General features: G+C 38.9%; 26 protein-coding genes. 17 read left to right on the top strand and 9 right to left on the bottom strand.

The window, feature by feature from the left end; all coding sequences use genetic code 11:
* Window positions 1-231 precede the first annotated feature (231 nt).
* Both PCY14_RS08725 and PCY14_RS08730 read left to right on the top strand, forming a co-directional pair.
* Window positions 232-1,392 (top strand): DNA cytosine methyltransferase, encoded by a 1,161-nt coding sequence (locus tag PCY14_RS08725; protein WP_293940888.1) that lies wholly within the window; start codon window positions 232-234, stop codon window positions 1,390-1,392.
* A complete protein-coding gene (locus tag PCY14_RS08730; RefSeq protein WP_285955845.1) occupies window positions 1,385-2,446 on the top strand; it encodes an HpaII family restriction endonuclease in 1,062 nt (353 codons plus the stop codon). The genes PCY14_RS08725 and PCY14_RS08730 overlap by 8 nt, the downstream gene beginning before the upstream one ends.
* A 222-nt stretch (window positions 2,447-2,668) precedes the next feature.
* On the opposite strand, the gene PCY14_RS08735 is transcribed toward PCY14_RS08730, so the two are convergent.
* Both PCY14_RS08735 and lysS read right to left on the bottom strand, forming a co-directional pair.
* On the bottom strand, window positions 2,669-3,214 hold the full coding sequence (locus PCY14_RS08735) for a hypothetical protein (RefSeq protein WP_285955844.1): 546 nt from the start codon (window positions 3,212-3,214) through the stop codon (window positions 2,669-2,671).
* Window positions 3,215-3,267: 53 nt separating this feature from the next.
* Window positions 3,268-4,758: a lysine--tRNA ligase gene (gene lysS, locus PCY14_RS08740; RefSeq protein WP_021152073.1), complete on the bottom strand. Its 1,491-nt coding sequence runs from the start codon at window positions 4,756-4,758 to the stop codon at window positions 3,268-3,270.
* A gap of 218 nt (window positions 4,759-4,976) precedes the next feature.
* Here lysS and PCY14_RS08745 point away from each other — a divergent pair, with 218 nt between their 5' ends.
* The 4 genes from PCY14_RS08745 (at window position 4,977) to PCY14_RS08760 (ending at window position 8,520) form a co-directional block, all read left to right on the top strand.
* Window positions 4,977-6,308: a LysM domain-containing protein gene (locus tag PCY14_RS08745; RefSeq protein ID WP_301363425.1), complete on the top strand. Its 1,332-nt coding sequence runs from the start codon at window positions 4,977-4,979 to the stop codon at window positions 6,306-6,308.
* Between the two features lie 13 nt (window positions 6,309-6,321).
* Window positions 6,322-6,801: a hypothetical protein gene (locus PCY14_RS08750; protein ID WP_301363426.1), complete on the top strand. Its 480-nt coding sequence runs from the start codon at window positions 6,322-6,324 to the stop codon at window positions 6,799-6,801.
* A 335-nt stretch (window positions 6,802-7,136) separates the two neighbouring features.
* Window positions 7,137-8,039, top strand: a complete 903-nt coding sequence (locus PCY14_RS08755) for an HAD family hydrolase (protein WP_004183924.1) — start codon at window positions 7,137-7,139, stop codon at window positions 8,037-8,039.
* 58 nt (window positions 8,040-8,097) lie between these two features.
* Window positions 8,098-8,520: a hypothetical protein gene (locus tag PCY14_RS08760; RefSeq protein ID WP_021145667.1), complete on the top strand. Its 423-nt coding sequence runs from the start codon at window positions 8,098-8,100 to the stop codon at window positions 8,518-8,520.
* 97 nt (window positions 8,521-8,617) lie between these two features.
* On the opposite strand, the gene PCY14_RS08765 is transcribed toward PCY14_RS08760, so the two are convergent.
* The 5 genes from PCY14_RS08765 to PCY14_RS08785 form a co-directional block, all read right to left on the bottom strand.
* Window positions 8,618-9,256 carry a histidine phosphatase family protein gene (locus PCY14_RS08765; RefSeq protein WP_293911290.1) on the bottom strand — a complete coding sequence of 213 codons (639 nt, stop codon included), beginning with the start codon at window positions 9,254-9,256 and terminating at the stop codon, window positions 8,618-8,620.
* Between the two features lie 2 nt (window positions 9,257-9,258).
* On the bottom strand, window positions 9,259-9,732 hold the full coding sequence (locus PCY14_RS08770; protein ID WP_004183920.1) for an aminoacyl-tRNA deacylase: 474 nt from the start codon (window positions 9,730-9,732) through the stop codon (window positions 9,259-9,261).
* A gap of 114 nt (window positions 9,733-9,846) precedes the next feature.
* A complete protein-coding gene (locus PCY14_RS08775; protein ID WP_008534233.1) occupies window positions 9,847-10,791 on the bottom strand; it encodes a glycoside hydrolase family 25 protein in 945 nt (314 codons plus the stop codon).
* 192 nt (window positions 10,792-10,983) lie between these two features.
* The gene (locus tag PCY14_RS08780; protein ID WP_021145662.1) at window positions 10,984-11,373 is read right to left on the bottom strand and encodes a hypothetical protein; all 390 of its coding nucleotides are present in this window, start codon (window positions 11,371-11,373) and stop codon (window positions 10,984-10,986) included.
* Window positions 11,374-11,587: 214 nt separating this feature from the next.
* Entirely contained in the window at window positions 11,588-12,214 is a 627-nt protein-coding gene (locus tag PCY14_RS08785; protein WP_301363427.1) for a Pr6Pr family membrane protein, read from the bottom strand.
* Between the two features lie 109 nt (window positions 12,215-12,323).
* Here PCY14_RS08785 and PCY14_RS08790 point away from each other — a divergent pair, with 109 nt between their 5' ends.
* From PCY14_RS08790 to htpX, 11 genes are all read left to right on the top strand, one after another.
* A complete protein-coding gene (locus PCY14_RS08790; protein WP_293936214.1) occupies window positions 12,324-13,481 on the top strand; it encodes an Mbeg1-like protein in 1,158 nt (385 codons plus the stop codon).
* A 30-nt stretch (window positions 13,482-13,511) separates the two neighbouring features.
* Complete coding sequence (locus PCY14_RS08795; RefSeq protein ID WP_301363429.1) at window positions 13,512-14,276, top strand: SDR family NAD(P)-dependent oxidoreductase; 765 nt, start codon at window positions 13,512-13,514, stop codon at window positions 14,274-14,276.
* Between the two features lie 237 nt (window positions 14,277-14,513).
* Window positions 14,514-14,867 carry a type II toxin-antitoxin system RelE/ParE family toxin gene (locus tag PCY14_RS08800; RefSeq protein WP_301363440.1) on the top strand — a complete coding sequence of 118 codons (354 nt, stop codon included), beginning with the start codon at window positions 14,514-14,516 and terminating at the stop codon, window positions 14,865-14,867.
* Between the two features lies 1 nt (window position 14,868).
* Window positions 14,869-15,171, top strand: coding sequence for a helix-turn-helix domain-containing protein (locus tag PCY14_RS08805; RefSeq protein WP_301363430.1), 303 nt, complete (start codon window positions 14,869-14,871; stop codon window positions 15,169-15,171).
* Window positions 15,172-15,332: 161 nt separating this feature from the next.
* The gene (locus PCY14_RS08810) at window positions 15,333-15,671 is read left to right on the top strand and encodes a nucleotide pyrophosphohydrolase (RefSeq protein ID WP_064519139.1); all 339 of its coding nucleotides are present in this window, start codon (window positions 15,333-15,335) and stop codon (window positions 15,669-15,671) included.
* Window positions 15,668-17,398, top strand: coding sequence for a DUF2075 domain-containing protein (locus PCY14_RS08815; RefSeq protein WP_301363431.1), 1,731 nt, complete (start codon window positions 15,668-15,670; stop codon window positions 17,396-17,398). Before PCY14_RS08810 ends, PCY14_RS08815 begins: the two co-directional genes overlap by 4 nt.
* Before the next feature lie 81 nt (window positions 17,399-17,479).
* Entirely contained in the window at window positions 17,480-18,415 is a 936-nt protein-coding gene (locus PCY14_RS08820) for an Rpn family recombination-promoting nuclease/putative transposase (protein WP_301363432.1), read from the top strand.
* Between the two features lie 530 nt (window positions 18,416-18,945).
* Entirely contained in the window at window positions 18,946-22,209 is a 3,264-nt protein-coding gene (locus PCY14_RS08825; protein WP_301363434.1) for a YSIRK-type signal peptide-containing protein, read from the top strand.
* Between the two features lie 147 nt (window positions 22,210-22,356).
* Window positions 22,357-23,358 (top strand): DNA/RNA non-specific endonuclease, encoded by a 1,002-nt coding sequence (locus PCY14_RS08830; protein ID WP_060971428.1) that lies wholly within the window; start codon window positions 22,357-22,359, stop codon window positions 23,356-23,358.
* A 148-nt stretch (window positions 23,359-23,506) separates the two neighbouring features.
* Entirely contained in the window at window positions 23,507-24,067 is a 561-nt protein-coding gene (locus tag PCY14_RS08835) for a LemA family protein (RefSeq protein WP_301363436.1), read from the top strand.
* A gap of 1 nt (window position 24,068) precedes the next feature.
* Window positions 24,069-24,968, top strand: a complete 900-nt coding sequence (gene htpX, locus PCY14_RS08840) for a zinc metalloprotease HtpX (RefSeq protein ID WP_002887671.1) — start codon at window positions 24,069-24,071, stop codon at window positions 24,966-24,968.
* Between the two features lie 48 nt (window positions 24,969-25,016).
* On the opposite strand, the gene PCY14_RS08845 is transcribed toward htpX, so the two are convergent.
* Together PCY14_RS08845 and PCY14_RS08850 are read right to left on the bottom strand one after the other, a co-directional pair.
* On the bottom strand, window positions 25,017-25,664 hold the full coding sequence (locus tag PCY14_RS08845) for a metal-dependent transcriptional regulator (RefSeq protein WP_008534256.1): 648 nt from the start codon (window positions 25,662-25,664) through the stop codon (window positions 25,017-25,019).
* A 79-nt stretch (window positions 25,665-25,743) separates the two neighbouring features.
* On the bottom strand, window positions 25,744-26,521 hold a 778-nt coding region (locus PCY14_RS08850), incomplete at its 5' end, for a metal ABC transporter substrate-binding protein (protein WP_301363438.1).

The raw sequence follows: 26,521 nt of genomic DNA on the forward strand, positions 1-26,521 counted from the left end.
GAAAGGCGTTGAGTATAGGTGGATTGATAAGAAGAATATAGTTTTTGATATCGCCATATCTTTAAAAATATGATAAGACAAGTATGATGATTACAATAGTAAATAGGACGAAAAAAAAAGTAATTGTTAACTCTCATACTTGTTTTCTTGTACGGTATAAAAATTGAAAAAAGAATTCGATAATTCAAAAATAAAGTGGTATAATCCCTATATAGAAAGTAGAGGTATTTCATGAGAGGCGGAGCTAGAGAGAATGCTGGACGAAATCGTGTTAGTCCAGATAAGAAAAAAATAGCAAAATCTATTCACGTTAGCCCACACCTATTTAATAAGATTCAAGAATTGGAGATTGATGGTTATGATAGTTTTTCAAGCAAATGTCAATATCTGATTGAAGAAGGTTATGAAGCAATTCAAATGCATAATCATAAAGATAATGTAGACAGTTTAACCTTTATAGACTTATTCGCTGGGGTTGGAGGAATACGAAAAGGATTCGAAGATAAGAATACAAAGTGTGTGTTTTCATCTGAGTGGGACAAATTTTCTGTGAAAACATATGAAGCTAACTACGGTGATATTCCCTTCGGTGATATTACCAAAATTGATGAAAGGGATATTCCTCGACATGATGTATTGCTAGCGGGTTTTCCTTGTCAACCATTTTCTAATATAGGCAAACGAGAAGGATTTGGTCATGAAACTCAAGGAACTTTGTTTTTTGACGTCCTTAGAATTTTAAAATATCATATGCCTAAAATGTTTTTGCTAGAAAATGTACCTGGTCTTTTGACTATTCAGAATGGAGAAACATTTAAAATTATTTTGGATAACTTAGAGGAACTTGGCTATTCAGTTTTCTTTGACGTTTTAGACGCTCAAAATTTTGGTTTAGCACAAGTTAGAAAAAGAGTTGTAATAGTAGGTTTCCATCCAGATTTGAACGTTTCAACATTTGCATTTCCTCAAGGGAATACCGAAAATAGAGTTCCTGTTTCGTCAATACTAGAAAATAATCCTAAGGGATATAGTATTTCTGAACATTTACAGCAATCGTACCTTTTTAAGAAAAATGATGGTAAACCTCAAGTTGTAGATTCAAATTCTACTATCCAAGTAAAAACATTAGTAGCTTCCTATCATAAAATACAGCGACTCACGGGGACTTTTGTTAAAGGTGGAGATACGGGGTTAAGACTTTTTTCGGAATTAGAATGTAAAAGATTGATGGGATTTCCAGATGACTTTATTATTCCTGTAAGTCGAACACAAATGTATCGTCAGATGGGGAACTCAGTAGCGGTTCCGATGATAAGAGAAGTAGCTAATGCAATGAAAGAAGAGTATCAAATGGCACAACAAGATAAAAAAGTTGGAGTAAGCTATGCCTAATAAAGTCAATAAAGGTGAGTGGGCTGAACTTTTTGTGTTTCTTAAGGCTTTATCTGATGGTAAAATTTATGCTGCCGATGAAAATTTGGAAAAAGTAGAAAAACTCTTTTATGTCATATTAAGTGCGATCAAAAATGAAGATGGTATTTTAAAAGAATTTAAGCGTAGTCAGTCGTCAAATGAGATTATTCTATTAGAAAACGATTCAGAGTGTTTACAAATTCCTGTTAATGAGTTTGAGTATTTTTCGAACGTAGTTTTAGAGGCAGTAAAAAATGGAGCAGGAACGTTTGTAATTCCTGAGATTGAGCCATTTTTATCAAGAATTAAACTAACTAAAATAAAAGCTAGTAGCGATAGCAAAAAAGATGTTATTTTTAAGATTCATGATGAGTTTACAGGTGCAGAACCTAAAATAGGTTTTTCGATAAAATCATATATTGGTAGTAAGCCAACGTTATTGAACGCAAGTGGGGCTACAAGGGTTCAGTATAGCTTGTCGAAAAATCTATCCAAGGATGATTTAGAGATAGTAAATCAGATTGCTGGAAGAACTAAAATTAAAGATAGAGTACAATTTATCAAAGATAAGAGTATTTCTTTGGACTTTGAAAAAATCTTAAATGAAACTTTCTCAAGAAATCTGAAAATGATTGATTCTAGAATGCCAGAATTTTTGGGATATCTATTTTTGAATTCTTATTTTGTTAAGGGGAAAGCAATCCCTGATGTAGTTGATTTATATTGTGATAAGTATGGAGAAGATGGGGAAATTATCTCCCACAAAGTAAAAGATTTGTTGGTTGCAGTAGCATTAGGCATGGAACCAAATACTAGGTGGAATGGCCTAGAAGATGCTAATGGCGGTTATATTGTAGTAAAAGATGATGGTGAGGTTTTGTGTTACCATATTTATGACCGAAATAAATTAAGGGAGTACCTTTATAGAAGTACTAAATTTGATAGTCCATCAAGTAAGCGAACTGGTGCAGGTATTGTAACTGAAGAAGCTGGAGAACAAAAATTTACACTAACAATACAAATCAGATTTTAGTGATATCTTTTTGGTATATAAATAGACGAAAAATCTTAGATAGAACAATAAAAGAATGTTGATTTACCAACATTCTTTATTATTATCCAGATGAATCAACCAGCTTATTTGCTTACTAACCACTATGCTAGTGGTGATGGGAGTTTTGGGCACTTGAGCAAGGTCTCCAAGAGCAAAATATAGAAGATAGTTTCACGGTAATTACGAGAGAATTTTTTCTATTTATACTAATTGTTCTTTGTAACTGGTGAACATCTCATCAATGTCATCTTCAACCAAGTGATAGATTTTCCAGTCAAATTCAGTTCTCGCAACATCATCAACCAAGACTGTATAGCAAAAATCCATATAATCTTCATAAAAATCAGAGATGAAGGGGAGGAGTGTGTCACTGATATCAGTTGAACAGAGTTTTTCATCAAGATGTTTAAAGAGATAGTCTGTACCTGTAATCTTTTCATTCTTGAGTTTTTGTGCATCCTCAAGGTTAAATCCATCACTTTGGGGATTAAGAAAATCATGTTTTGCTAACCAAGCTACGAAGATACTGAGATGAAAAGCAGCTCTTTTACTAATCTCTTGCATATCTGATTGGCTTAGTTTTTCTGAAGGGATATCGTTTTCTTCACAATAAAATACAAGTGCGTGATCGAAGAAATAATCTGTGCGGTCTATGGGAAAGTCTACTTGGCTTTCTTCTATTTTTGTATCAGGCTGTTCAAGCACACTTGATTTTTTCTTAAATAGGGACTGTAATTTTTTGAACACGTTTATACCTCATATAAAAATATCCCATTATTTGACTAATGGGATATCATTTTTTATTTCATCGTTGGGAACAACAAGACATCACGGATGGTTGTTGTGTCAGTGAGAAGCATGCAGAGACGGTCGATACCGATTCCGAGTCCACCTGTTGGTGGCATACCGTATTCGAGGGCTTCAACGTAGTCGTAGTCGATGCCTGTTGCTTCGTCGTCACCGAGTTCTTTAGCAGCAGCTTGTGCTTCGAAACGTGACAATTGATCAATTGGGTCGTTCAATTCGGTGAAGGCATTTCCGTACTCTTTTGTCATGATGAAGAGTTCGAAACGGTCAGTGAAGCGTGGGTCTTCTGGGTTTTTCTTAGCCAATGGAGACACAGCAACTGGGTGACCGTAAACGAAGGTTGGTTGAATCAAGGTTTCTTCAACGAATTCTTCAAAGAAGGCGTTGATGATGTGACCAACTTCAGTGTAGTGTTTTTCAACAGGAACATTCTTTTCAGCAGCGATAGCTTTGGCTTCGTCCAAAGTCATTTCTTGCCAGAAGTCAACACCAGTGATTTCCTTGATAGCGTCAACCATGTGGATACGTTTGAATGGTTCGTTGATCTTGATTTCAGTTCCTTGGTAGTTGATAGGTCCGTCACCTTTAACGGCTTTAGCAGCGTGTTGGATGATACCTTCAGTCAAGTTCATGATATCGTGGAAGTCAGCGTAAGCTTGGTAAACTTCGATAGATGTAAACTCAGGGTTGTGAGTAGCATCCATACCTTCGTTACGGAAGATACGTCCAATTTCGTAAACACGTTCCATACCACCCACGATGAGGCGTTTGAGGTGGAGCTCAGTTGCGATACGAAGCACCATGTCAATATCTTGAGCGTTGTGGTGAGTGATAAATGGTTTAGCAGCAGCACCACCAGCTTCATTGTGAAGAACAGGTGTTTCAACTTCAAGGAAACCTTGGGCATCAAGGTAACGACGGATTTCAGAAATGATTTTTGAGCGTGTCACAAAGCGGTCAAAGCTGTCACGGTTAGAAATCAAATCAAGGTAACGTTTACGGTAGATGGTTTCAACATCTGAAAGTCCGTGGAATTTTTCAGGCAATGGACGAAGGGCTTTAGACAAGTGTGTGATGTGGGTAGCTTTAATAGAAAGTTCTCCCATATCTGTACGCATGACTTCACCTTCGATACCGAGGAAGTCACCAAGGTCTGCTTTTTTGAAGATTTGGTAGTTTTCGTCACCGACCGCATCTTTACGTACGTAGATTTGGATTTGACCATCACGGTCTTGAATGTGGGCAAAGCCAACTTTACCTTTACCACGTTTTGTCATCAAACGACCTGCGATAGTAGCAGTATCGTTGATTTCGTGCAATTCTTCTTTTGTTTTATCAGCGTATTTGTCTTTTAATTGACCAGATGTAGCTGTGCGTTCGAATCGTTTACCAAAAGGATCAATTCCTTGTTCAGCCAAGGCCGCCATTTTCTCACGACGGACAATTTGTTGATCGTTTAATTCTTCCATGTGTTGATTTGACATGTTAGTCCTCCATAAAATAGTCGTTACCATTGTATCATAAATAGCCCTCTAAAGATAGGAGAAATGGTTGAATGTCAGAGGGAAAATTCTCTATTTTTAGAAAAAATAGAGAGATAGCATTAATCTTTGATTAGAAAGTTACAGAATTTATTGACAAATATAATAAGCCAGGTGTACAATATCATGGTAAGTTTCGTATTTAATAAGGAGGATATACGATGAAAAAGAAAAATTATGTTGGTAAGGCCCTTATGTTTGGTGCTTTACTAGCACCTATTGGGATGCCAACGGTATCTGTTTTGGCAGATAGCTTTTATCAAAATCAAACGAGTGCTCATGCTGCTGACATTACAAACTGGATTGCCAGCACACCTGAACAAATTACAAATAATTTGACAACTCAAAATATCAATCCAAAACAATTGAATGGTCAACAATACGTCATTCAATGGGGAGATACTTTGTGGGGAATCTCTCAAGCTACTGGTATTTCAGTTGAAAAATTAGCTTACGATAACAATATTCAGAATATTGACCTTATCTATGCAGGTGATGTTCTTATCTTGAATCGTGATGGTCAAGTACCAACTGATTACCATGTGACTGGTAGCGGTCATCGTTGTGCAAACTCTAAAGTAGTTATCAACAACTACTATGGAGACCACAACCGTGTTGTCATCAAAAATACGACATTTGTATCTGATGACCACTCTAAGACTACAGTTATCTATGCACCAGATAATTCTGACAATAGTCTTTCATTCTCAAACACTAACAATAACTCAGGTGACAAAGATACCAAAGATTCTAAAGATACTAAAGATTCTAAAGATAGCAAGGAGTCATCTTCATCATCATCAGAATCTAAGGAATCTAAAGATGCTTCATCAAGCTCATCAAGTTCAACAAGTGGATCATCATCTTCTACTTCAAGCTCAACAGCAAGCAGTAGTGAAAGCAAACCAAGTACAGAAAGCTCTAAGGAAAAAGAATTGTCTGATGATGCTTTCCAAGACAAGGTTCAAAGCGAATTCGAACAAGTTTATCAACAAAAACGCTCAGGTAGCCCAGCATGGTCTTTCTTCTCACATGTGACTGATACAGCAGGTGGCAACACTGAAGCTAAGAAAGATACTGAAAGCACAGCTCTCTACCGTCAAGGTGAAACACCTAAGGCAGAAGATATCGTTGATGGACCAAAAGATGGTGCCAAAACTGAATCTAATGCCAAGGCTCTTGCAGAAAAAATCTATGACGCTCTTAACAGAGACAGCAAGATGTCAGATTTAATCAAGGCAAAATATGCGCAAATTAAGGTAACTTACCAAGGCGATAAATGGACCTTCAACGTTGACGTTTACAAAGAAAAAGAAAGCTCATCATCAAGCTCTGAAAAATCATCTGAATCTAAGGATTCTTCAAATAATGATTCTCAAACAGAATCACGCATGAGCTCAAGTTCTTCAAGCGACGACCATTCATCAAGTTCTTCAAGTCATAGTGATTCAGACTCAGATGCAACTTTTGATGACCTAAATGGTGATAACTAGAGAGGGGCTAAGCGTGTCAAAGAGAAATATCATTATTAGTGTGATTCTTGCCTGCCTTGTGATTACGGGTACTGGTTTCGGTGCTTTCTATTATTGGGGCACACACCATTTAGATAGTGTTGTACCTGGTAAGGTTTATCAATACTCAAGCTCACTTAACGGTGAGGTCAATAACCGTGTCATGTATGTGGCCTTCCAAGAAGGTGGTAACAAGGCGATTGTCGGTCAGGACCGTACAACCGTTCTTAATGCCGCTAAAAGTCAAGGCGTTTTTGACAAGGCCTACAATGATCAATCAGCTAAATGGGAATACAGCGTAACAAAAACAACGCTTACCCTTGGTAAAAAAGAAAATGATCAAGTGTCACAATGGCAATACAACAAGGTCTTTGCTTATGGTGACCACTTCACATCAAAAGACTTTTTCTACCAAATTGCTAAAGGCGGTCAAGGCGAAGTTAAACAAAAAATGACCTTTAAAGAAATTCAATAAGCATTAGATTCGTTCAAAATGCTTGAAGGTTTGGGACCTGGTGTTCCAAACCTTTTTTAATGCCTCAACACCCTTAGAAAATAAACGAGATTACCTAAAAGAAGTGAAGTGGAAAATTGAAAAAATAGAGTAAAAACGATATAATAAGGCCGTTTGGGCAGTTGCATGCAGGTCAAATAAGACAGGCAGGACTGGCTATGGACAGTTGACCTAAAGCTAACTTTTGCCGGGCTAAGAAACAGTTATAAGGCTGGCTACTTTTTCTGTCAGTCAGTGTACATACTAATGTGTTTAAGTCCCTGGAGAAGAGAATTGATTCAAGAAAGAATGGACAGATGATTACTTCTATTGTTTTTGACGTTGACGATACTATTTATGACCAGCAGGCGCCTTATCGTATTGCCATGGGAAAATGCTTCCCTGACTTTGATATGGCACACATAAATCAGGCCTACATTCGTTTCCGCCACTATTCTGACGTTGGTTTTCCACGTGTAATGGCCGGTGAGTGGACAACCGAGTATTTCCGTTTTTGGCGCTGTAAAGAGACACTTTTGGAGTTTGGTTACCGTGAAATTGATGAAGCAACGGGCAATCATTTCCAAGAGGTTTATGAGCAGGAGTTGGAAAATATCACCATGCTTGATGAGATGCGCATGACCCTTGACTTTCTCAAGGAAAAGAAGGTTCCAATGGGCATTATTACCAATGGCCCAACAGAGCACCAGCTTAAGAAGGTTAAAAAGTTGGGACTTTACGATTATGTAGATCCTAAGCGTGTTATTGTTAGTCAAGCGACTGGTTTCCAAAAACCAGAGAAGGAAATCTTTAATCTTGCGGCTGAACAGTTTGACATGAATCCGTCAACAACATTATATGTCGGAGATTCTTATGACAATGATGTCATGGGAGCCTTCAATGGTGGTTGGCATTCGATGTGGTTTAACCACCGTGGCCGCAGCCTTAAACCAGGGACTAAACCAGTTTTTGATTTGGAAATCGATAATTTCGAGCAACTTTTCGGAGCTGTCAAGGTACTTTTCGACCTTCCTAATAACAAATATATCTTTGATATTAACGATAAAGAAAATCCGGTTCTGCAATTGGGCATCAATAATGGTCTCATGATGGCAGCTGAGCGTCTTCTTGAGAGTAATATGAGTATTGATAAGGTGGTTATCCTTCTTCGTTTGGATGCCAATCAAGAAAAAATTATTCGTATGAAATATGGCAAATAAATAGAACGGTCTTGAATGGCCGTTTTATTGTCTAAAGAGTGATAGAAGGAGATTGAAAATGACAGAAAAAAACAGCCTGAGACAGGATATTGAAGCACTAAGTGCTGAGCGTGATGCCCTGGAAAAAGAGGTAGAAGCACTTAAAGCTAAACGTGATGATCTCTTTGAAGGTGTTAGAGATGCAGAACAGATGAAAAGTGTTGCCTGGGATTCATTTTATGCATTGGCGGATCACCTCAAGGCTGAAGAAAAGCAAAGAGAATTTGCTAATAATTATTGGGAGCATGTTTCTGGGGATCTCAAGATAGACATGGAATTTGTCTTAAGTCGTGGTCTACGGTTTAAACGGATACTGTCTCAAGGACAGTTTGAACTGGTCTCACAGGAATTAGATGTTTTTGAAAAGGAATTAGACGATTTGGCTCGCAGTTTTGGTGTTGAGCTTGATCGCCTACCAGAGGAACCTAGCCCTATAGATTAGTAAGGTATTGCCCTTAAAGTGTTTTTTTAGGGGCTTTTTGAATACTAAAAAAGCGACCTTGAAAAGAATCGCTTGCTTTATCTTGTTAGACGATGATTTAGCTGATTTTGTTTTCTTTATCCATGTAAGATGTGTCATTCCAACGTTTGAGAGTGAAATGTTCGCAATCTTCTGTTTCAAGAATAGTGACCGATGCGTTGTCGAGACCACCAGCCTTACGGAGCAGACCTGGCTCAAATCCCAAAAGGCTACGAATCGAAGCTGTTAAATTAGCTCCGTGCCCAACGAGGAGAACGTTTTTAGCATCACTATCTTTAAGTGTTTTGATTAATTGGGCGACACGTTGAGTGGTGCTATAAACAGACTCTGCATGGAAATCTTTAGCACGGAATTTGGCTAGGTTATTGCGAAAAGCGTGCATTTCTTGTGGATAAATTGATTGGACTAATGAAATCTTTTGGCCTTCGAGTTTACCCAAGTTCCATTCACGCAGTGCCTTTGTATAGGTAACCTCAACCTTACTTTTTTGAGACTCAATAATGAGTTCCGTTGTTTTTTTAGCGCGTGGCAGATCACTTGAAAAGACTAGGTCAAAATGTGTGTCACTGAGATAGCGACCGAGCTCACGTACTTGTTCAATTGATTCTTCAAGTAGAGGCGAATCCCCTTTGGCACCTTGAAGACGTCCTTCTAAGTTCCATTCAGTTTTACCATGACGAACGAAATATAGTTTCATAATTACTCCTTAATATCAGCGAATTCAGCTTTGACAAAATCAGCAAGGGCCTGACTATTGATACGGATAGAACGCCCAATTTCTCCTGCTGAAACAATGAGAAAACCAGCTTCTCGTGCCGATTGATCAATGTAGATAGGAAAATTGTGTTTTTGACGAATGCCCACAGGATTGTTAGCTCCATGTACATAACCTGTCGTTTTTTGGAGATCCTTTTGTGGAATCATATGAACTTTCTTGTTCCCTGAAATCTTAGCTAGTTTTTTTTCAGATAGATGTTCAGTGATAGGAACGATACCAATGACGGGTCCCGTCTTATCACCGTTGAGGGCGAGAGTTTTATAAATGCTCTCACGTGCCACATCCTCTGGAAGCTCACCTTCTAACCCATTGAAGGCTAAGCTGTCATGGTCAATTTTAGCCTTATCAAGAATTTGGTCAACCAAGGTCTTCTTGACTTTGCTTTTCTTTGCCATTATTATGTCTCCTTCTAAAATTGTGCATTTCTACCATTCATTATAACACATTCGACTTGACACGCCTAAGCCAATTTTGAAAAGAAAAAAAACCAGTGTCCGAGACACTGATTTCTACTGACTACTAGACATCCTTGAGGAACTAGAGGAGCTGGTTACAGTAGCTGAGCTAGTTGAACTTGACGATTTAGTGGTCTTGTTTTTAGTTGATTTTTTCTTAATCTTACCAAAAAGTTTTTCAAAGGTTTTACGTTTGTTTTTATCAGGATTGATTTGGTTAAGATCTAGGATATTGTCGAAACCAGGAAGGCTTCCTTGAGACGTGTACTGGTGAAGGTCATAGTCAATCTCAGTATTTGGCAGGGCCTCATAGTAGCCCGAATCGGTACCGTAGGCTGGAATCCATACGGCGTCGAAGTTTTTAGTGGAAACTTCTTGCTCAAGCATGAAATAAGCACCAATGTAAAGACCAACATTTTCAGCTCCAAGACGTTTGAGTTCGGCTCGAAAGGCCTGGACACCTTCATCCATGTTAGACATGGTTTCCTCTTCAACGTCAATCCAGTAATAGGTAGGTTTGTATGGAGAAGCATTTTTGTAGAAAATACGAGCTTCTTCCTTCATCTCCTTTACAGAAGTACCTTGTGCGTAGGAATAGACGGCGACTGGAACGTCACGTTTTTTGAGTTCTTTGATATGTGTTTTAAAAGATTTGTCAACCCCATTTGAGCTGGCGGCATTGCTATCCTTGCTAATCTGTGATCCACCGAAGACGCGGATAATAGCACCAGAAATATGATTTGACAAGACATCGTAGTCGATATCCTGAGGTAGTTGCCAACCCGAAAGGTCAATAATGGGATTAAGCACGAGCTTCTCATTAGAGCTACTAGATGGACTGGTTGTTGTTTTGGGCGCTGTAGCAGAAGGAATAGCCGATTTCACGTTCTCGAGATGCGCCTGCTGTTTGGACGTATTGTGAATGTTTGCAATAACTAATGCTAATCCTAAAAGAGCTAGAACCACGTAAACAACGATCGGTTTAATTCTTTTTCTCATTACTTCCCATTCTACCTTAAATAGCGTAAAAATGCAAAATAGTCGGCTTATAAATTCTGTGACTTATATTAAAGTAACTGATTTTTAAAAAGCTTTAGTACCGCTAGTTCTCACTGATTTGATGAAGGTATCCCTAGGGATTTAGTTATGAATTAAGTGAATATTTCATTTATTTAAGACGGATTTTTAGCCTTATTTGTCAGCTTCTTCCTTAAAACTGGCGCCGCTAGTGGCATCTGACCAGACTACTAGCGCTTGAGCAGAGCTATCCAGATAGGTCTGGAGAGGTTGCTTCAAATCAAAAATCGTCTCCCAAAATCCTAAGACCTGTCCTTCTTGGTCTGTTGAAGCTTGATAAGTCTGGATGAGGATTTGCTCAAAACTATCTGTCGGAATGGGATAACTAATGGTTTTGGTGGGAGAAGCTAGAACTTCAGACATGATCCAATCAGGCAGATTTTCAGCCTCACGGGGGAAGAAACTACCGTCAGCGCCACCATTGTCATAAAGAAAGTTTCCTTTAGCATCGTAGGCGGCTAGTTTATAGGGCAAGTAGTTCAGTAGTGTTGTTAAATCGTTCATACTGTCATGATAGCCTCTTTCATGACAAAAGGCAATGTTTTGACCTTTTGAAGCACTAGGTCTATAGCTTTCATGTGTTTTTGTGGGAAGAATAGGCTTACACTATTGAAGGCCCAAAGTGACTTTTTATCGTGCTAAAAACGCTTGAAATCAATGACTTCGAGCGTTTTGAATTTCAATTCTGAGATTTGCTAAGAGAAATGGCCTTTGTCTATCAGTCGGCCTTGCATCCGATAAATCGTTTTAAGAAATAGATGAGATAGCCCACAGCAATGTAGCCAGCACTAATTAGGAGGACATTAAGCAAAACCTTGTTCCAGCCCAACTTGTTGACATTGATAAAAAAGTAGGCGAAGTGACTATTTTTTGCGTGTGGAATAGGCAATTTTAAGACTAATCCATTGAGAAGGGCAAAGGCAAAGTAGGCCAAGGGTGCTAAAGACCAGTAAAGGGGCTCACGCAGACGGTAAGCCTTTCGGGCATCAAAAACGAGGGTATCAAGCACCAATCCCCAGGGAACAATGTAGTGGACCAAAAGGTTACGAACCGTCCAAAAGTCTTTCGGCTTGGTACTAGGGGCCAATAGAAAATGATAAATAACACCTGTGATTAAGATGGCCATAGTGACACCACCCTTGTAACGCAAGAGTTTAATGTTGGTTGTTGCATCCCCTTTGTTGAAATCGTAGATGATAAAGAAAATCAAACTAGAGAAAACCAGGATATTGGACAAAACAGTATAGTAGAGCAGCATGCCCCAACCATCATCATGGATTTGAATAGAGACCCCAACCAGACCACAAAGGGCTAGTAAGATACGGTAAAAACGAGAAATAGTCATAAGCTTCCTTTTCCTAATAAATAATCTCTCTTATCATATCACATTTTTCACTAACAATTTAGTGAAAATTCTAGTAAAATCAAAGTAAGAAAGACTTTAAGGAGTATTTATGGCCCATCTCATCGATTATCTTGAAAAGGTTGAGAATCTAACATTTGACCAAGAACCTCTGAATATCTTGGATAAGGTTTGTATCAACGAAATCGGCTACCTGACCTATGAAAAATGGCTCACAGCCAGTGACTTAAAGAAACCCATCAATTTACATGACTTCGCTGAGGGTAAGGAGTTAAATCCAGATTATTCCTTTATGGTGACCAAGGAGCGGGTGGAACTTGCAGAGGCTATGGTCAGGTCTAGGCGTTTTGCCAGTCTGAGTCTCAGTAACTACCGTAGTGTCTTGGACAAGGAGGTGGAAAAACAGTTTGCGGCCATGATTTTCAGCCTGTCTGAACTGGACTACCATCAGCTTGTCTTTCGTGGGACGGATGATAGTGTCATTGGATGGAAGGAGGATTTTCAGCTGACCTATAGTCGGGAAATTCCTGCCCATCGCTCAGCCATGACTTTTCTGGAGGACCACTTGCCGAATCTCAGTGGACGTATCACTGTTTCTGGCCACTCCAAGGGTGGGAATCTTGCCCTCTATTCAGCTGTTCAAAGTTCGACTTCCTTACGTGAGAAAATCGCAGAGCTCTTGCTCCTGGATTCACCAGGCTTGATGAAGTCGCTTTTAGAGAAGCCTTCTTACCAAGAGTTAAAAGCCAGGATGACAGTTATTAGACCTCAAGATTCTGTCGTGGGGGTTATGCTCTATTGGGATAGGCCTGCCCAGCTAGTCGCAGCAGAAGGCATTGGATTTGCGCAACATAACGCCTTGACTTGGGAGGTTGATTTAGTGGCAAATGATTTTGCTTATGTGGACCAGCCAACAGAGTTGAGTCAACGTTTGGAAGAAACCTTCCAAGAGTGGATTGAGACCTTGCCCAATCAAGAACTCAAGCAAGTTTGCGATTTGGTTTTTGATACCATCCTTGATTCAGGTATTGAAAGCCTCGATGATATTGGCATCCAAGCCTTGCCACAGATAGGTCAGATGCTACAAGAATTTGGCAATCTCTCGGACAAACAAAAGAAGGTCTTGCAAGACGGTTTCAACCAGTTACTCTGGATATTTTGGAAGTCAGGAAATAAAAAATCTACCCTGCCCAAGCTAGAGCTTCCTGATTTCATTAAGAAGTTAAGCGAGTTAAGGAATCACGATTAGAGGCATAGGGTGATAGAAATGGAGAATATGATGCCTAAAAATGTACTCATTACAGGAGCAACATCAGGAATTGGCGAAGCAACGGCGCGTGCTTTTGCCAGAGAGGGGGCTAACCTCATCTTGACAGGGCGCCGTGTAGAGCGTCTTCAAGCTCTAAAAGCAGAATTTGAAGCGACCTATCCAGACCAAAAAGTTTGGACCTTTGTACTGGATGTCACTGATATGGACATGGTCAAGGATGTTTGCCAAGCCATTCTCAAAAGTGTGGGGCAAGTCCATGTTTTAGTCAATAATGCAGGTCTAGCACTAGGCCTAACAGCCTACCAAGACTATGAAGAGTGGGACATGCTGACCATGCTTGATACCAATGTCAAGGGCTTGATGATGGTGACACGTCAGATTCTACCAAGCATGGTTGCTGCCAATGAGGGCCATATCATCAATATGGGCTCTACAGCGGGCATCTATGCTTATGCAGGCGCAGCCGTTTATTCAGCAACCAAGGCTGCAGTTAAAACTTTCAGCGATGGTTTGCGTATTGACACCATTGCTACTGATATCAAGGTAACAACCATTCAGCCAGGTATCGTTGAGACCGACTTTTCTCAAGTTCGCTTTCACGGTGATAAGGACAAGGCAGCCAAGGTCTATCAAGGTTTGGAAGCCCTCCAAGCCCAAGATATTGCGGAGGCAGTCCTCTATGTCACCAAGCAACCACGACGTGTCCAGATTTCAGACATGACCATCATGGCTAACCAACAAGCCACAGGGTTTACGATTCATAGGGGGGAGTAAAAGGTTTCCGATAAGCCAATTCACAGATGGAAAGGGCTACAAAATTTGGTCGCTTACTCGTATTCTTGCCATGTCTAGATCATAAATAATATACATTCTGAGCCACTCTAAGTGGCTTTTTAACATCTTCTTTAACTTTTACGAATAATAAATTTGAATAGAGATATCTAAAAATAATAACTTATAAGTATTTACATATAAGTACTTATGAGTTATAATAAAGAAAGAGAGATTAATATGTACCCTATTCATTTTTATAAAGATAGAAATGGACATGAACCTGTTAGAGAGTATATTGAAACATTAGCTATGAATTCAAGTAAAGATTCTCGAATCAAATTGCATAAAATTCAAGACTACCTGACTATGTTAAAAAATAGAGGGACCATGATTGGTGAGCCATTCATTAAACATTTAGAAGGAGATATTTGGGAACTAAAGCCCTTAAGAGATAGAATTTTATTTGCAGCATGGCTAGATGATGGTTTTATTTTGCTTCATCATTTTGTGAAAAAGACACAAAAGACTCCAAGACGTGAGCTGATGAAGGCTCAAAGGGCTTTAGATGATATTAGAAAGCGAGGATTGTAAGATGACTCCAGAAAAGAATCCAGCAATTGGAAGTAGTTGGGATGATTTACAGAAAACTATTTTCACTAAAGAGGAAATCGCGGCAAGTGAACTCCGTGTCGCACTGATGCTTGAGATTATTGATGCTCGTAAAAAACAAGGCATTTCTCAAAAGAAACTTGAAGAATTGAGTGGTGTCAAACAACCTGTTATCGCACGTATGGAGAAAGGAAAAACGGCACCTCAGTTAGATACGGTTCTTAAAATACTGGCTAGTCTAGGTAAGACATTGGCAGTAGTCCCACTTGATTCACATGTGAAGTAAGTTTAAGGAAGATAACCTACTTTTATAACAATTATTATTTGCTATTCTAAAACGATTAACACGGACTTCCCGTGTTTTTTTGTTGGCATTTTTCCAAAACTATGAAAGAACCCGTGAAAATGCTATAATGTAAGGGATTACGACAATGTTGAGGTAACAAAATGAAGGAATTAATGAATAGAATCAATCAATTTAGAGATGAACGTGATTGGAGAAAGTTTCATAATGAAAAGGATTTAGCTATCTCTATATCATTGGAAGCAAGTGAACTCCTAGAGTTGTTTCAATGGAAAAAATCAGAAGAAGTAGTTGAAAAGTCACTACAAGAAATTAGAGAAGAGCTTGCGGATGTTTTTATGTATTCATTTATGCTTGCGGACAACTTGAATCTGGATGTAGAAGAAATTATAAAAGAAAAAATTGAAATAAATGCAAAAAAATATCCTGTAGAATTAAGCAAAGGAAATAACAAAAAATATACGGACTTGGAGAAAAAATGAGTAAAATTCAATCACCCGTAGTATTAGAAATCGACTATTCCAGTCGAACATTTGATCAATTAAAAGAAACTATCGCACCAAAAAATTCTAAGCTTATTTTTGATTATCCAACTGTATATATCGTAAACGATGAGAATAAAAATAAGTATAGTGTCTACGTCGGAGAGACAACAGATATCATTAGAAGAACAAATCAGCATTTATCAGATGATATAAAAAAGGATCGAGAAGATTGGCGACAATTTGAACAATCCAAAACATCTAAAATGTTTGTCATTGGACATAACCATTTTAATAAATCTTTAACATTGGATATTGAGAATAGATTAATGCTCTATCTTTCAAGTGTTGAACAGGTTGAACGTGTTCAAAATAGAAGAGGAAATCCTCAAAATCAATACTATACTTCTGAGGAATTGGACGAGATTTTTTCAAAGATATGGAGAAGCCTAAATAGGAAAAACCATTATTTATTCCCAGCAGAAAGTTTTATTCGAAATTCAGCGATATTTAAATCTTCTCCATTTCACAAGTTAACTGATGAACAAGTAAAGGCTAAAAATGAAATTTTGCTAAAAATAACCTCTGTTATCAGTAGAAATGAAACAGGAGTTTTAATTTTAGTAAAGGGTGATGCTGGTGCAGGAAAAACAGTTTTGATGAGTTCTCTCGTTGATGATTTATTGAATTCAGAAGACATACAGATGATTCGTGAAAACAATGATATCAATTTGGTTGTGAATCATGATGATCAACTCAGTGTTTACCAAGAAATTGAGAAAAAATTGGAATGGAAGAGTGGATCGAATATTAGTGTTGTGATGAAACCGACTCAATTTTTGAATGCTCTGAAAAAAGAAAATAGCGATGCTGGAATTGTAGTGGTTGATGAAGGCCATTTATTATTGACTGCAAAAAATCAAGCTTATCTAGGAGGGAATCATTTAAATGATTTACTTGCGAAATCAAAAGTAGTCGTACTTGTTTATGATGAGAATCAGATTATGAACAAATCTCAAATATGGACAGATGATTCTTTCTTGAAATTAGAACACGAGGCAAATTTAAAAGGAAATCTCATTACACTACATAATCAAATGCGGATCCATGCGACAAAGGAAACAGTAGAGTGGATAAGAAATCTTGTTGATGTTGGAGTTGTGAATAAGGTTCCAATTGATAATGATTATGATATTAGAGTTTTTGACTCTCCTGAGGAGCTTCAAAAAGCTATCATAAAAAAGGATGGCGATCGGAACTTAGGAATTTCACGCTTGACAGCAACCTACGATTGGGAATATAGTAGTATGTCGAAACCTACGGATTCGGAATATTGGTGTGTTCGTATCGGGGACTGGTCTTGTCCATGGAACAGACAACTTGCAAAAGAAAAAGACTCGAAGCATTTATCCTGGATAGAACAGCCTCAAACGATTCATGAAGTAGGATCAACGTTTACCGTTCAGGGATTTGACCTAAATTATGTGGGAGTCATCATTGGTCCATCTGTTAAATATAGAAACGGCAAAATCGTATTTGATATTTCTGAAAGTAAAAATAAAAGTGCTGTTCAAAACAGGAAGTTGGATTCGGGCGAATTGGTGAACTACGGTGAAATCTTGTTACGAAATGAATTGAATGTATTGCTTACTCGAGGTGTGAATGGCTTATATATTTATGCTGTAGATGAAGAACTTCAACAAGCATTAAAAAATGCGATAAAATAAGATAACCTACATATTCCAAAGCTTTTTCCGAATAATAGAAGTAGAGGGACCAACCCTCTATTTTTTACTAAGGAGAAGTAGATGGAAAAAAGACATAAGCATGTCTCACCGACCTTGGATATCATGGCTAAGAAGATTTTTAGCCTGCCCGAGGTGACGGTGGCTTTTATTCGAGATATTTTGGATTTGGATGTTGTGGATGCTCAGATTTTGGAGGGGACGCAGCTTCATAAAAAGGACTTTGACGAGGATGAGCTCTTTTCAACCTCGGTGGATGTTCGGGCTAAGTTGAATGATGGAACTGAGGTCATTATTGAGATTCAGGTGCGTAAACAGCATTATTTTCTCAATCGTTTTCATTATTATTTGGCTAACCAGCTGGTGGAAAATGTGCAACAATTATGTCAACAAGGGCAGACGCATAAGATGTATGAGCAGATGGAGCCTGTTTATGGTATAGCTATCTTGGAGAAGACCTTGTTGCCTGATGAGGAATCCCCGATTAATATTTATTGGATGGTCAATGGTCGGACGGGTAAGCCTTTGAATTCTTACTATAAGGACGGAAAACGTCATAACCTTCTTCAGATTGCCTTTTTAGAGTTGGATAAGTATAATAAAGGTAAGCTTATTACGGATGAAGGGTGGCAGTGGCTAGAGTTTTTTGGGAATCTTCCATTTTCTAAGGAACCTAGCCGAGCGGTCACGCATGCCGATTCATTACTGGATTCATCCAGCTGGACACAGGAGGAAAAGGCGATGATTGATGAACGCATACGAATTCAAGAAAATTATGACATGACTATGGAAACAGCTATTGATGAAGCGCGTGAAGAAGGCTTGGAGCGAGGGATAGAGAAAGGAATAGAGCGTGGACTTAAACAAGGCTTGGAACAAGGTCGTTATGAGGAGCGTCTAGAGTTGGTTCGCAAGATGCTCTCAAAAGGTCTATCACTAGAAGTTGTGTCAGATGTGACAGGTTTATCGCTTGAAGAACTAGAGGCTATGTTATCGTAAATTTTAGCTGAGTTAATCAATTTTTTGAAAGTCAGAGGCAGTTTTTGTCTCTTTTTTTATTTTTTGGTATTTAACATTTGTAACACTAAAACATTCGGAAAATAATACTTTGAAGTGTAAAATTAAAAAAGACTGTCAAACGTTTGACATAAATCTGAGAAAACAGATTTAATACAATTTGATTGTTTTAGCCGATAAATCTTGCTAAATAAGCCTTTATGGAAGTTTAGAGTTTTCTCTTTCTTACACGTGAAAGAAATTACCTTTTTGTGCGACATTTTTAGACTATAATTTAGAAATGAATAACTGAACTTTCTAATATGACATTTTTGTTAAGGCCTTGTTAAAATGGATTACTTAGCCTTTTATTTTGTGTTCTCATGACTTATAATTTGTTTTGGTTTGTTTTGGATTAAAGAAACAACAGCATCATTAAGTACATCAAATATTTAAGAGTCTCTGTTTTTAGTTCGAGAATAGCTTAAAACTAAAATGGAGAGATTGTGAAAAAAAGTATCGGGAGAATTAACTTGTTTAGAGAAAGTAAAACAAAACCAAAGTACAGCATCCGAAAATATTCCATTGGGGCAGCATCAGCTTTGATTGGGTTCATGGCTCTTGCCAATGGGCAAGGGGCTCAGGCCGATGAGGCACAATCGATTAGTGATTTGACTGATGCCTCAAATCAGGCACAGACACCTCAAACAGCTTCAACGGCACAATTGGCGACTTCCGAACCAGCATCAGTTGAGACTGTGCAAGCGTCACAGCCTGCCAACATTGCTCCAGTTCAGCCTCAGGTAACAACTGTTCAAGCAGCTGAACAGACTCCGACCATTGATCAATTGGTTGAGGCAAACAACCCTCAAACTCAAGAAACTTCAGCAAATGTCTTAACCAATGCGAGTGAGAACCAAGGTCAAGGCAAGGAGTACAGCACTGATGGTTACGGTGCAAAGATGCCTTATACGACTCATGAGGCAGAGAATGCAAGTGTTGAAAATGGTGCTACAATCCAACAGTCAACGGACATGGAATCTACGGCTGTGGAAGCGACTAACCAAACTTATGTTGAGCTTCTTAAAAAGGATGCGGCAGTTACTTTCAATGTCACTGAGCCAGCCAATGCTTTGAATGTGCGTTATACAATACCTGATGGTGCATCAGGTCAGTTGGATGTGCAGGTCAATGGTTCAAGCGTTGGTAATCTTGATTTGTCATCTCACTCAGCATGGCAGTACCTTAAAGGGGACCATGAGTATGATCAAGCCATTGATGGTTCCAGTGCACGTTTTCGTTTTGATGAGACACGTCTCCTCCTCAAGGATATTCAATTGAAATCTGGTGATAAGATTTCTCTAGTTAAGAAGAAAGATGACAATGTCCCTTACGGTATTGACTTTATTGAGCTAGAGCAGGCTCCAGCGCCTGTTGCTCAAGGTGAAAATAGTATCAGTATCGTGGATAAGGGTGCCTCTGCCAATGATGATAGTGACGACACAGCTGCCTTACTTGCGGCTGTAGAAGAAGCTAAAGCCAGCGGAAAATCTGTCTATATTCCAGAAGGACGTTTCAATTTTGATAAACAGGTTAATATCGAAGCTGATAATCTAAAAATCTCAGGTGCCGGTGTTTGGCATACACAACTACACTTTACAAGTGACAAACGCTATGGTGGTGGTATTGTCTTCGGTCATAATAGTAATGGCATTGAGTTGAGCAATCTTTACATGGATTCCAACTTGACGTCTCGTTATAACGAGGATGCACAGTACAAAGCTATTTCGGGAACACTTGGTAAGGATTCGAAAATTCACGACATTTGGGTTCAGCATTTTGAAGTCGGTATGTGGATTGGAGACTACGACCAGACGGGAAATATGAAGTATACGGATGGTCTTGTCGTTGAAAATGCTCGTATCCGTAATAACTTAGCTGATGGTATTAACTTTGCCCAAGGAACCAAGAATTCAACAGTTAAAAACTCTAATATCCGTGGGAATGGTGATGATGGTTTAGCTATCTGGTCAAGTATTTCAGATGGTACAAATGCCGCAGCTGAGGAAAATAATAAATTCCTCAACAATACCATTGAATCAGGCTGGCGTGCGGCTGGTATCGGTATTTTTGGTGGTAAGGGGCATGAAATTTCAGGAAACCTCATCAAGGACGTCTTTGCTGGAGCAGGTATCCGTGTAAACACAGTCTTTGCAGGTCACAATTTTGACCTCAATGATTCTGGAATTAAGATTCATGACAATACCATTCTACGTTCAGGGACAACTAATGACCTCTATAAGCTCCATCGTGGTGCCATTGATTTCCAACAAGTTCGTGGAACAATCAAGAATGTCGATGTCTATGATAATAAACTATTGAATACCTTGGCTGATCCAGTGATTACCAAAAACTTTGAGATGGGCGACAATGGTAATGGAGAAATCCGTTTATCTAATAATACGATTGACAATAAGGCGACGATTGTTGGAGCTGTTTCAACAGTTTCTCCAACAAAGCCTGAGCCAAAGCCAGTCAATAATCCAGTCTCTGAAACTTCAGCATCAGAAACACCAAAGAGTGAAGCAAGCTCAAGCACTCCAGTTTCTGAAGCATCAACTAGTGAAGTAGTTTCTGAAACTTCAGCATCAGAAACACCAAAGAGTGAGGAAAGTTCAAGCACTCCAGTTTCTGAAGCCTCAACTAGTGAAGTGATCTCCGAGACTTCAGCATCAGAAACACCAAAGAGTGAGGCAAGTTCAAGCACTCCAGTTTCTGAAGTATCAAACAGTGAAGTAATTTCCGAGACTTCAGTTTCTGAAGCACCGAAGAGTGAAGCAAGTTCAAGCACTCCAGTTTCTGAAGCCTCAACTAGTGAAGTGATCTCCGAGACTTCAGTTTCAGAAACACCAAATAGTGAGGCAAGTTCAAGCACTCCAGTTTCTGAAGTATCTAACAGTGAAGTGATCTCCGAGACCTCAGTTTCAGAAACACCAAATAGTGAGGCAAGTTCAAGCACTCCAGTTTCTGAAGCTTCTAACAGTGAAGTGATCTCAGAGTCTTCAGTTTCAGAAACACCAAAGAGTGATGCAGGTTCAAGCACTCCAGTTTCCGAAGTATCTAACAGTGAGGTAATTTCCGAGACTTCAGTTTCAGAAACACCAAAGAGTGAGGCAAGCTCAACTGCTCCAGCCTCTGAGTCACCAAAGAATGAGGAAACTTCAGTAGCTTCATCTACTAGTCAGGTTGACGTAGCAATTACTTCTGATAGCCCAGAGAAATCTCCAACTTCAGAAAGCACACAAAAAGATCCGATAAGTGAGGTTTCTTCAGAAGTTATTGAAAAAGGTTCAACAAGTCAGGTCGCTTATAACAATGACCTAAAAATCTCTGTAACAAGCAGTCAGCTCGCCTCAGAAGCTATTCGCTATAATTCTCTTTTGAATGAGAAGTCTGTGGATATGATTGCAAGTAAAGTTATGGCGGTTATGGCCTCTGAAACATTAGCCTCAGAAGCGGCATCACTTACAAGCTCTGAAGGTGTTGCCAAAGAGATTAGCAGTGATTTGTCAGAATTGGCGGAAAGCAAGAAGGATGACACACCTAAGAATGTCGCTCGTATTGATAAAACAACTGAGGCAAATCAGGTTGCTAAGGGTTCTGAAAGTCAAGCTAGCACCTCAAAAGAAAAAGGTAAGTCTAATACTACAACGGTCTTCCTTCTTGTCGGAGTTGCTGCGGCACTAAGTATATCTACAGTTTATCTTACAAAACAAGGTAAAAAAGCAGGTAAATAATAGGTAAGAAGCATCCAATAAAATGGATGTTTCTTGTTTTTTTAAGCAAGTTCTAAGATGGCTAATATCATTATTCTTTATTTTTAATCATCCACTTTGATTTGGTCCTGTATAATTAAAGTGATAAAAAATTAAGGAGTTAAGATAATGAAAGAAAAAAGAAATAGTAGGATTCGTTTATTTGCTCTTCTTGTTTTAGTATTTACTTTAGGTTTCGGATTTTCAGTAGATACTAGCAAACAATCGTTGACTGTAAGCTCTCCAGTAGCTCAAGCGGATGAGAACAATGGTATATTAGCTTTTAATGGTCAAAAGCAGTTTGTCATGGAGGAAAAGGACCAGTTAGGACGTGCCCACAGTGCTCATATACAGTTACAAGATAAGGACGAGCCAAAGAATAAACGCCCCGGTAAAATAAAATATGATCCTGTAGGATGGCATAACTATAAGTTTTATTATGGTGATGGTAAATCAAAATCTTGGTTAATGAATCGAGGACATTTGATTGGCTATCAGTTTTCTGGTGTCAATGACGAGGGCAAGAATTTAGTACCTATGACTGCCTGGTTGAACTCTGGAAATTATAAAGGAACCGACGAAGGTAATCAGTCAGGCATGCTTTATTACGAGAATCGCTTGGATAACTGGCTGGCACTCCACCCTAACTATTGGTTAGATTATAAGGTAACAGCTATCTACAGTGGAGACGAGTTGTTGCCTCGTCAAGTGGAACTTCAGTATGTCGGTATTGATAGTTCTGGAAATCTCTTAGAAATTAAACTTGGTGGAGATAAGGAGACTCTTGACAGTCAGGGAGTTACGCATGTTATCTTGGATAACCAATCACCAAATGCAGAAATCAATTATGCAGATGGGACAGCGACAAATACGGTTACTGAATTTACTGAAGCACCATCTGAGCCTAGTTCTGAGAGTTCACAGGTGACTGAACAACCGAGTTCTGAGCTAGAGCCTGTGCAACCTACACAAGAAGAAAGTAGAACAGTTTATGTGGCGCGTCATGGAACAGCAGATGTTTATTGGTATGACATCAACAGTATGCCTAGCAATACCAACAAAGCAAATGTCGTTACTATGACAGAAGCAGATGCCCTAGCCCAAGGTAAACGACACACGTCTAAAGAGTAGTACAAAAGCTGGACATCTTGTCCAGTTTTTTTGTAAAACGGCTCACATTTTACCACTTTTATCTGAAAATTTGATATACTGAGACTATCAAAATACTTGTAAGAGAAGTCGTACCGACTCTTTTTAAGTATAAGAAAGGAAACTAAATATGATTTGGATTATTATTGCCATTATTGTTGTTCTTGTGATTTTTGTTATTACAAGTTATAACGGCTTGGTTAAAAGCCGTATGCAAACCAAGGAGGCTTGGAGTCAAATTGATGTTCAATTGAAACGTCGTAATGATCTCCTTCCTAACTTGATTGAAACCGTTAAAGGTTACGCTAAATATGAAGGTTCAACGCTTGAAAAAGTAGCAGAACTTCGTAATCAGGTTGCAGCAGCAACATCCCCTGCAGCAGCTATGCGTGCCAGTGATGAATTGACACGTCAGGTTTCTGGCATCTTTGCGGTAGCTGAAAGTTACCCTGACCTTAAGGCTAGTGCTAACTTTAGTCAGCTTCAAGAAGAATTGACTAACACTGAAAATAAAATTGCCTACTCACGTCAACTTTATAACAGTGTGACAAGTAACTACAATGTGAAATTGGAAACATTCCCGAGCAATGTTATTGCTAAAATGTTTAGCTTTAAGGCTGCTGAATTCCTTGAAACACCGGAAGCAGAAAAAGCTGTTCCTAAGGTTGATTTCAGTGGATTAGGTAACTAATATGTTATTTGATCAAATTGCTCGAAATAAGAGAAGGACTTGGCTTTTACTTCTGGTCTTTTTCCTCTTGTTGGGTCTTGTTGGTTATGCTGTTGGTTATCTTTGGCTAGGTTCTGGTTATGGTGGATTGATTCTTGCCTTGGTTATTGGTTTCATTTATGCTGTGACCATGATTTTTCAGTCAACCAATCTTGTTATGGCCATGAATGGTGCACAAGAAGTGGATGAACAAACAGCCCCAGATCTTTATCATGTGGTTGAGGATATGGCAATGGTGGCACAGATTCCCATGCCACGTGTCTTTATTGTCAACGATCCTTCAATGAATGCTTTTGCGACTGGCTCTAGCCCTCAGAATGCTGCAGTAGCAGCTACAACAGGTCTCCTTGCGGTTATGAACCGTGAGGAGCTTGAAGGAGTTATGGGACATGAAGTAAGCCATATTCGCAACTATGACATTCGTATTTCTACCATTGCAGTGGCCTTGGCTTCTGCCATTACCATGTTAGCTGGAATGGCACGCAATATGATGTTCTGGGGTGGCGGTCGCCGTAGGAGTGATGATGATCGTGATGGAGGCAGTGGTTTGGAGATTATTCTTCTCATTGTTTCCTTAATCTCTATTATCTTGGCACCTTTGGCAGCCACCTTGGTTCAACTGGCCATTTCACGCCAGCGTGAATTTTTAGCTGATGCTTCTAGCGTCGAATTGACACGTAACCCACAAGGTATGATTAACGCTCTGCTCAAACTTGATAATAGTGCTCCTATGCAACATCACGTAGATGATGCCAGTGCTGCGCTCTATATCAATGATCCTAAAAAGGAATCTGGTTTGCAGAAGCTCTTTTACACTCACCCACCAATTTCAGAACGGGTGGAACGCTTAAGACATATGTAAAAAAGAGAGACTGATGACACTTCTAAGGGTGTTTATCAGCCTCTCTTTTTAGATTGATTCGATATAAAGGTTACTAGCAATGGCTTCTGGGATTTGGATGTCCTTTCCATCAATATGTAGTCGGTAGAGTTGTGTGAAAGGGTCAAAGCCTTCCAAGGTAAAAGGTGTTCCAATTTTAAGACCGACAGTCTTCAAATAATGGATTAGATCAATTTGATCTTGAACTCGACGAAGGACATAGTCTCCAGGAGCAAGGCCTTGTGTAAAAGTTTGGTTATAAAATTCTTCTATGAGTTGACCTGATTTGGGAATTTGCCCGCCATGTGGACAGGTTTGAGGATAATTGAGTAGACGGTCAAGAGCATTGATGAAGTGATCAGAGACAGTATGCTCTAAAATTTCAGCCTCTTGATGAATTTGATCGCAAGAATATTGCAAGTGGTCCGCCAAAAAGACTTCGATAAGGCGATGTTTCCGATAGAGTTCAGCAACGTTGATTGTACCTGTTTCCGTTAGGAGATAGCCCTTGTCTTTATCTTTGATGATGAGGTCTTCTGAAATCAATTTTTTAATCATTTCCGTCACAGCAGGTGGAGACACCTCCATGCGGTTCGCGATTTCCTTATTAGTGATTTTACCTTCTTCAGTACCAATCTCATAGATACATTTGAGGTAGTCTTCTTTATTAGGTGTCATGTCTTTTCCTTTGAAAATAGTCTCACCTTAGTATAACAGATTTTTCAGAAGAATACAGAACATATCTCAGACAAGATTTTTACTGATTCAAGCCCTGGGCGATTTTATCCAGATTATATTTCATCATGTTGTAGTAGCTATCGCCCTTTTGCCCTTTTTTGGCAATAGAATCTGTAAAGATCTTTGCATAAATAGGAATATTGGTATCCTTAGCGACTGTTTTCATAGGGCGGTCATCGACACTAGATTCGACAAAGAGAGCTGGTACCTTGGTTTGACGGAGTTTTTCCACAAGTGTTTTGATCTGGTCCGGTGTGCCTTCTTCTTCAGTATTGATTTCCCAGATGTAGGCAGATGGTACTCCATAGGCTTTAGAGAAGTATTTGAAACATCCTTCACTAGTGACAATCAGTTTTTTTTCATCGGGAATGTTGTTAAAGGTCTCTTTAGCTTCTTGGTCCAGTTTACTAAGTTTGTCAGTATAGGATTTTAGATTCTTTTCGTAGTAGGTCTTGTTTTTAGGGTCCTTAGCAATCAGTTGCTTGGCAATATTTTGAGCATAAATAATCCCATTTTCCAGATTAAGCCAAGCGTGGGGATCTTCCTTACCTTTTTCTGATTGACCTTCAAGGTAAATTACCTTAACACCATCACTAACTGCAAAATAATCTTTATTTTCTGTCTTATGAGCATTCTTGACTAACTTAGTAAACCAAGCATTTCCACCAGTTTCTAAATTGATACCGTTATAAAAAATCAAGTCAGCTTGTGATGTTTTCTTTACATCATCAGGAAGAGGTTCGTATTCGTGAGGGTCCTTACCAACCGGGACAATACTGTGGAGAGTGATTTTATCT

The organism is Streptococcus sp. SV2, from assembly GCF_030440175.1.
In the GTDB taxonomy this organism is placed as follows: Bacteria; Bacillota; Bacilli; order Lactobacillales; family Streptococcaceae; genus Streptococcus; species Streptococcus raffinosi.

Coding starts and splice junctions, on each gene's coding strand:
- PCY14_RS08820 (WP_301363432.1), top strand. CDS start 17,480: ATGGAAAAAAGACATAAGCATGTCTCACCGACCTTGGATATCATGGCT.
- PCY14_RS08790 (WP_293936214.1), top strand. CDS start 12,324: ATGGCCCATCTCATCGATTATCTTGAAAAGGTTGAGAATCTAACATTT.
- PCY14_RS08770 (WP_004183920.1), bottom strand. CDS start 9,732: ATGGCAAAGAAAAGCAAAGTCAAGAAGACCTTGGTTGACCAAATTCTT.
- PCY14_RS08755 (WP_004183924.1), top strand. CDS start 7,137: ATGATTACTTCTATTGTTTTTGACGTTGACGATACTATTTATGACCAG.
- lysS (WP_021152073.1), bottom strand. CDS start 4,758: ATGTCAAATCAACACATGGAAGAATTAAACGATCAACAAATTGTCCGT.
- PCY14_RS08830 (WP_060971428.1), top strand. CDS start 22,357: ATGAAAGAAAAAAGAAATAGTAGGATTCGTTTATTTGCTCTTCTTGTT.
- PCY14_RS08730 (WP_285955845.1), top strand. CDS start 1,385: ATGCCTAATAAAGTCAATAAAGGTGAGTGGGCTGAACTTTTTGTGTTT.
- PCY14_RS08800 (WP_301363440.1), top strand. CDS start 14,514: ATGTACCCTATTCATTTTTATAAAGATAGAAATGGACATGAACCTGTT.
- PCY14_RS08795 (WP_301363429.1), top strand. CDS start 13,512: ATGCCTAAAAATGTACTCATTACAGGAGCAACATCAGGAATTGGCGAA.
- PCY14_RS08845 (WP_008534256.1), bottom strand. CDS start 25,664: ATGACACCTAATAAAGAAGACTACCTCAAATGTATCTATGAGATTGGT.
- PCY14_RS08760 (WP_021145667.1), top strand. CDS start 8,098: ATGACAGAAAAAAACAGCCTGAGACAGGATATTGAAGCACTAAGTGCT.
- PCY14_RS08775 (WP_008534233.1), bottom strand. CDS start 10,791: ATGAGAAAAAGAATTAAACCGATCGTTGTTTACGTGGTTCTAGCTCTT.
- PCY14_RS08780 (WP_021145662.1), bottom strand. CDS start 11,373: ATGAACGATTTAACAACACTACTGAACTACTTGCCCTATAAACTAGCC.
- PCY14_RS08810 (WP_064519139.1), top strand. CDS start 15,333: ATGAAGGAATTAATGAATAGAATCAATCAATTTAGAGATGAACGTGAT.
- PCY14_RS08765 (WP_293911290.1), bottom strand. CDS start 9,256: ATGAAACTATATTTCGTTCGTCATGGTAAAACTGAATGGAACTTAGAA.
- PCY14_RS08805 (WP_301363430.1), top strand. CDS start 14,869: ATGACTCCAGAAAAGAATCCAGCAATTGGAAGTAGTTGGGATGATTTA.
- PCY14_RS08745 (WP_301363425.1), top strand. CDS start 4,977: ATGAAAAAGAAAAATTATGTTGGTAAGGCCCTTATGTTTGGTGCTTTA.
- PCY14_RS08835 (WP_301363436.1), top strand. CDS start 23,507: ATGATTTGGATTATTATTGCCATTATTGTTGTTCTTGTGATTTTTGTT.
- htpX (WP_002887671.1), top strand. CDS start 24,069: ATGTTATTTGATCAAATTGCTCGAAATAAGAGAAGGACTTGGCTTTTA.
- PCY14_RS08815 (WP_301363431.1), top strand. CDS start 15,668: ATGAGTAAAATTCAATCACCCGTAGTATTAGAAATCGACTATTCCAGT.
- PCY14_RS08785 (WP_301363427.1), bottom strand. CDS start 12,214: ATGACTATTTCTCGTTTTTACCGTATCTTACTAGCCCTTTGTGGTCTG.
- PCY14_RS08725 (WP_293940888.1), top strand. CDS start 232: ATGAGAGGCGGAGCTAGAGAGAATGCTGGACGAAATCGTGTTAGTCCA.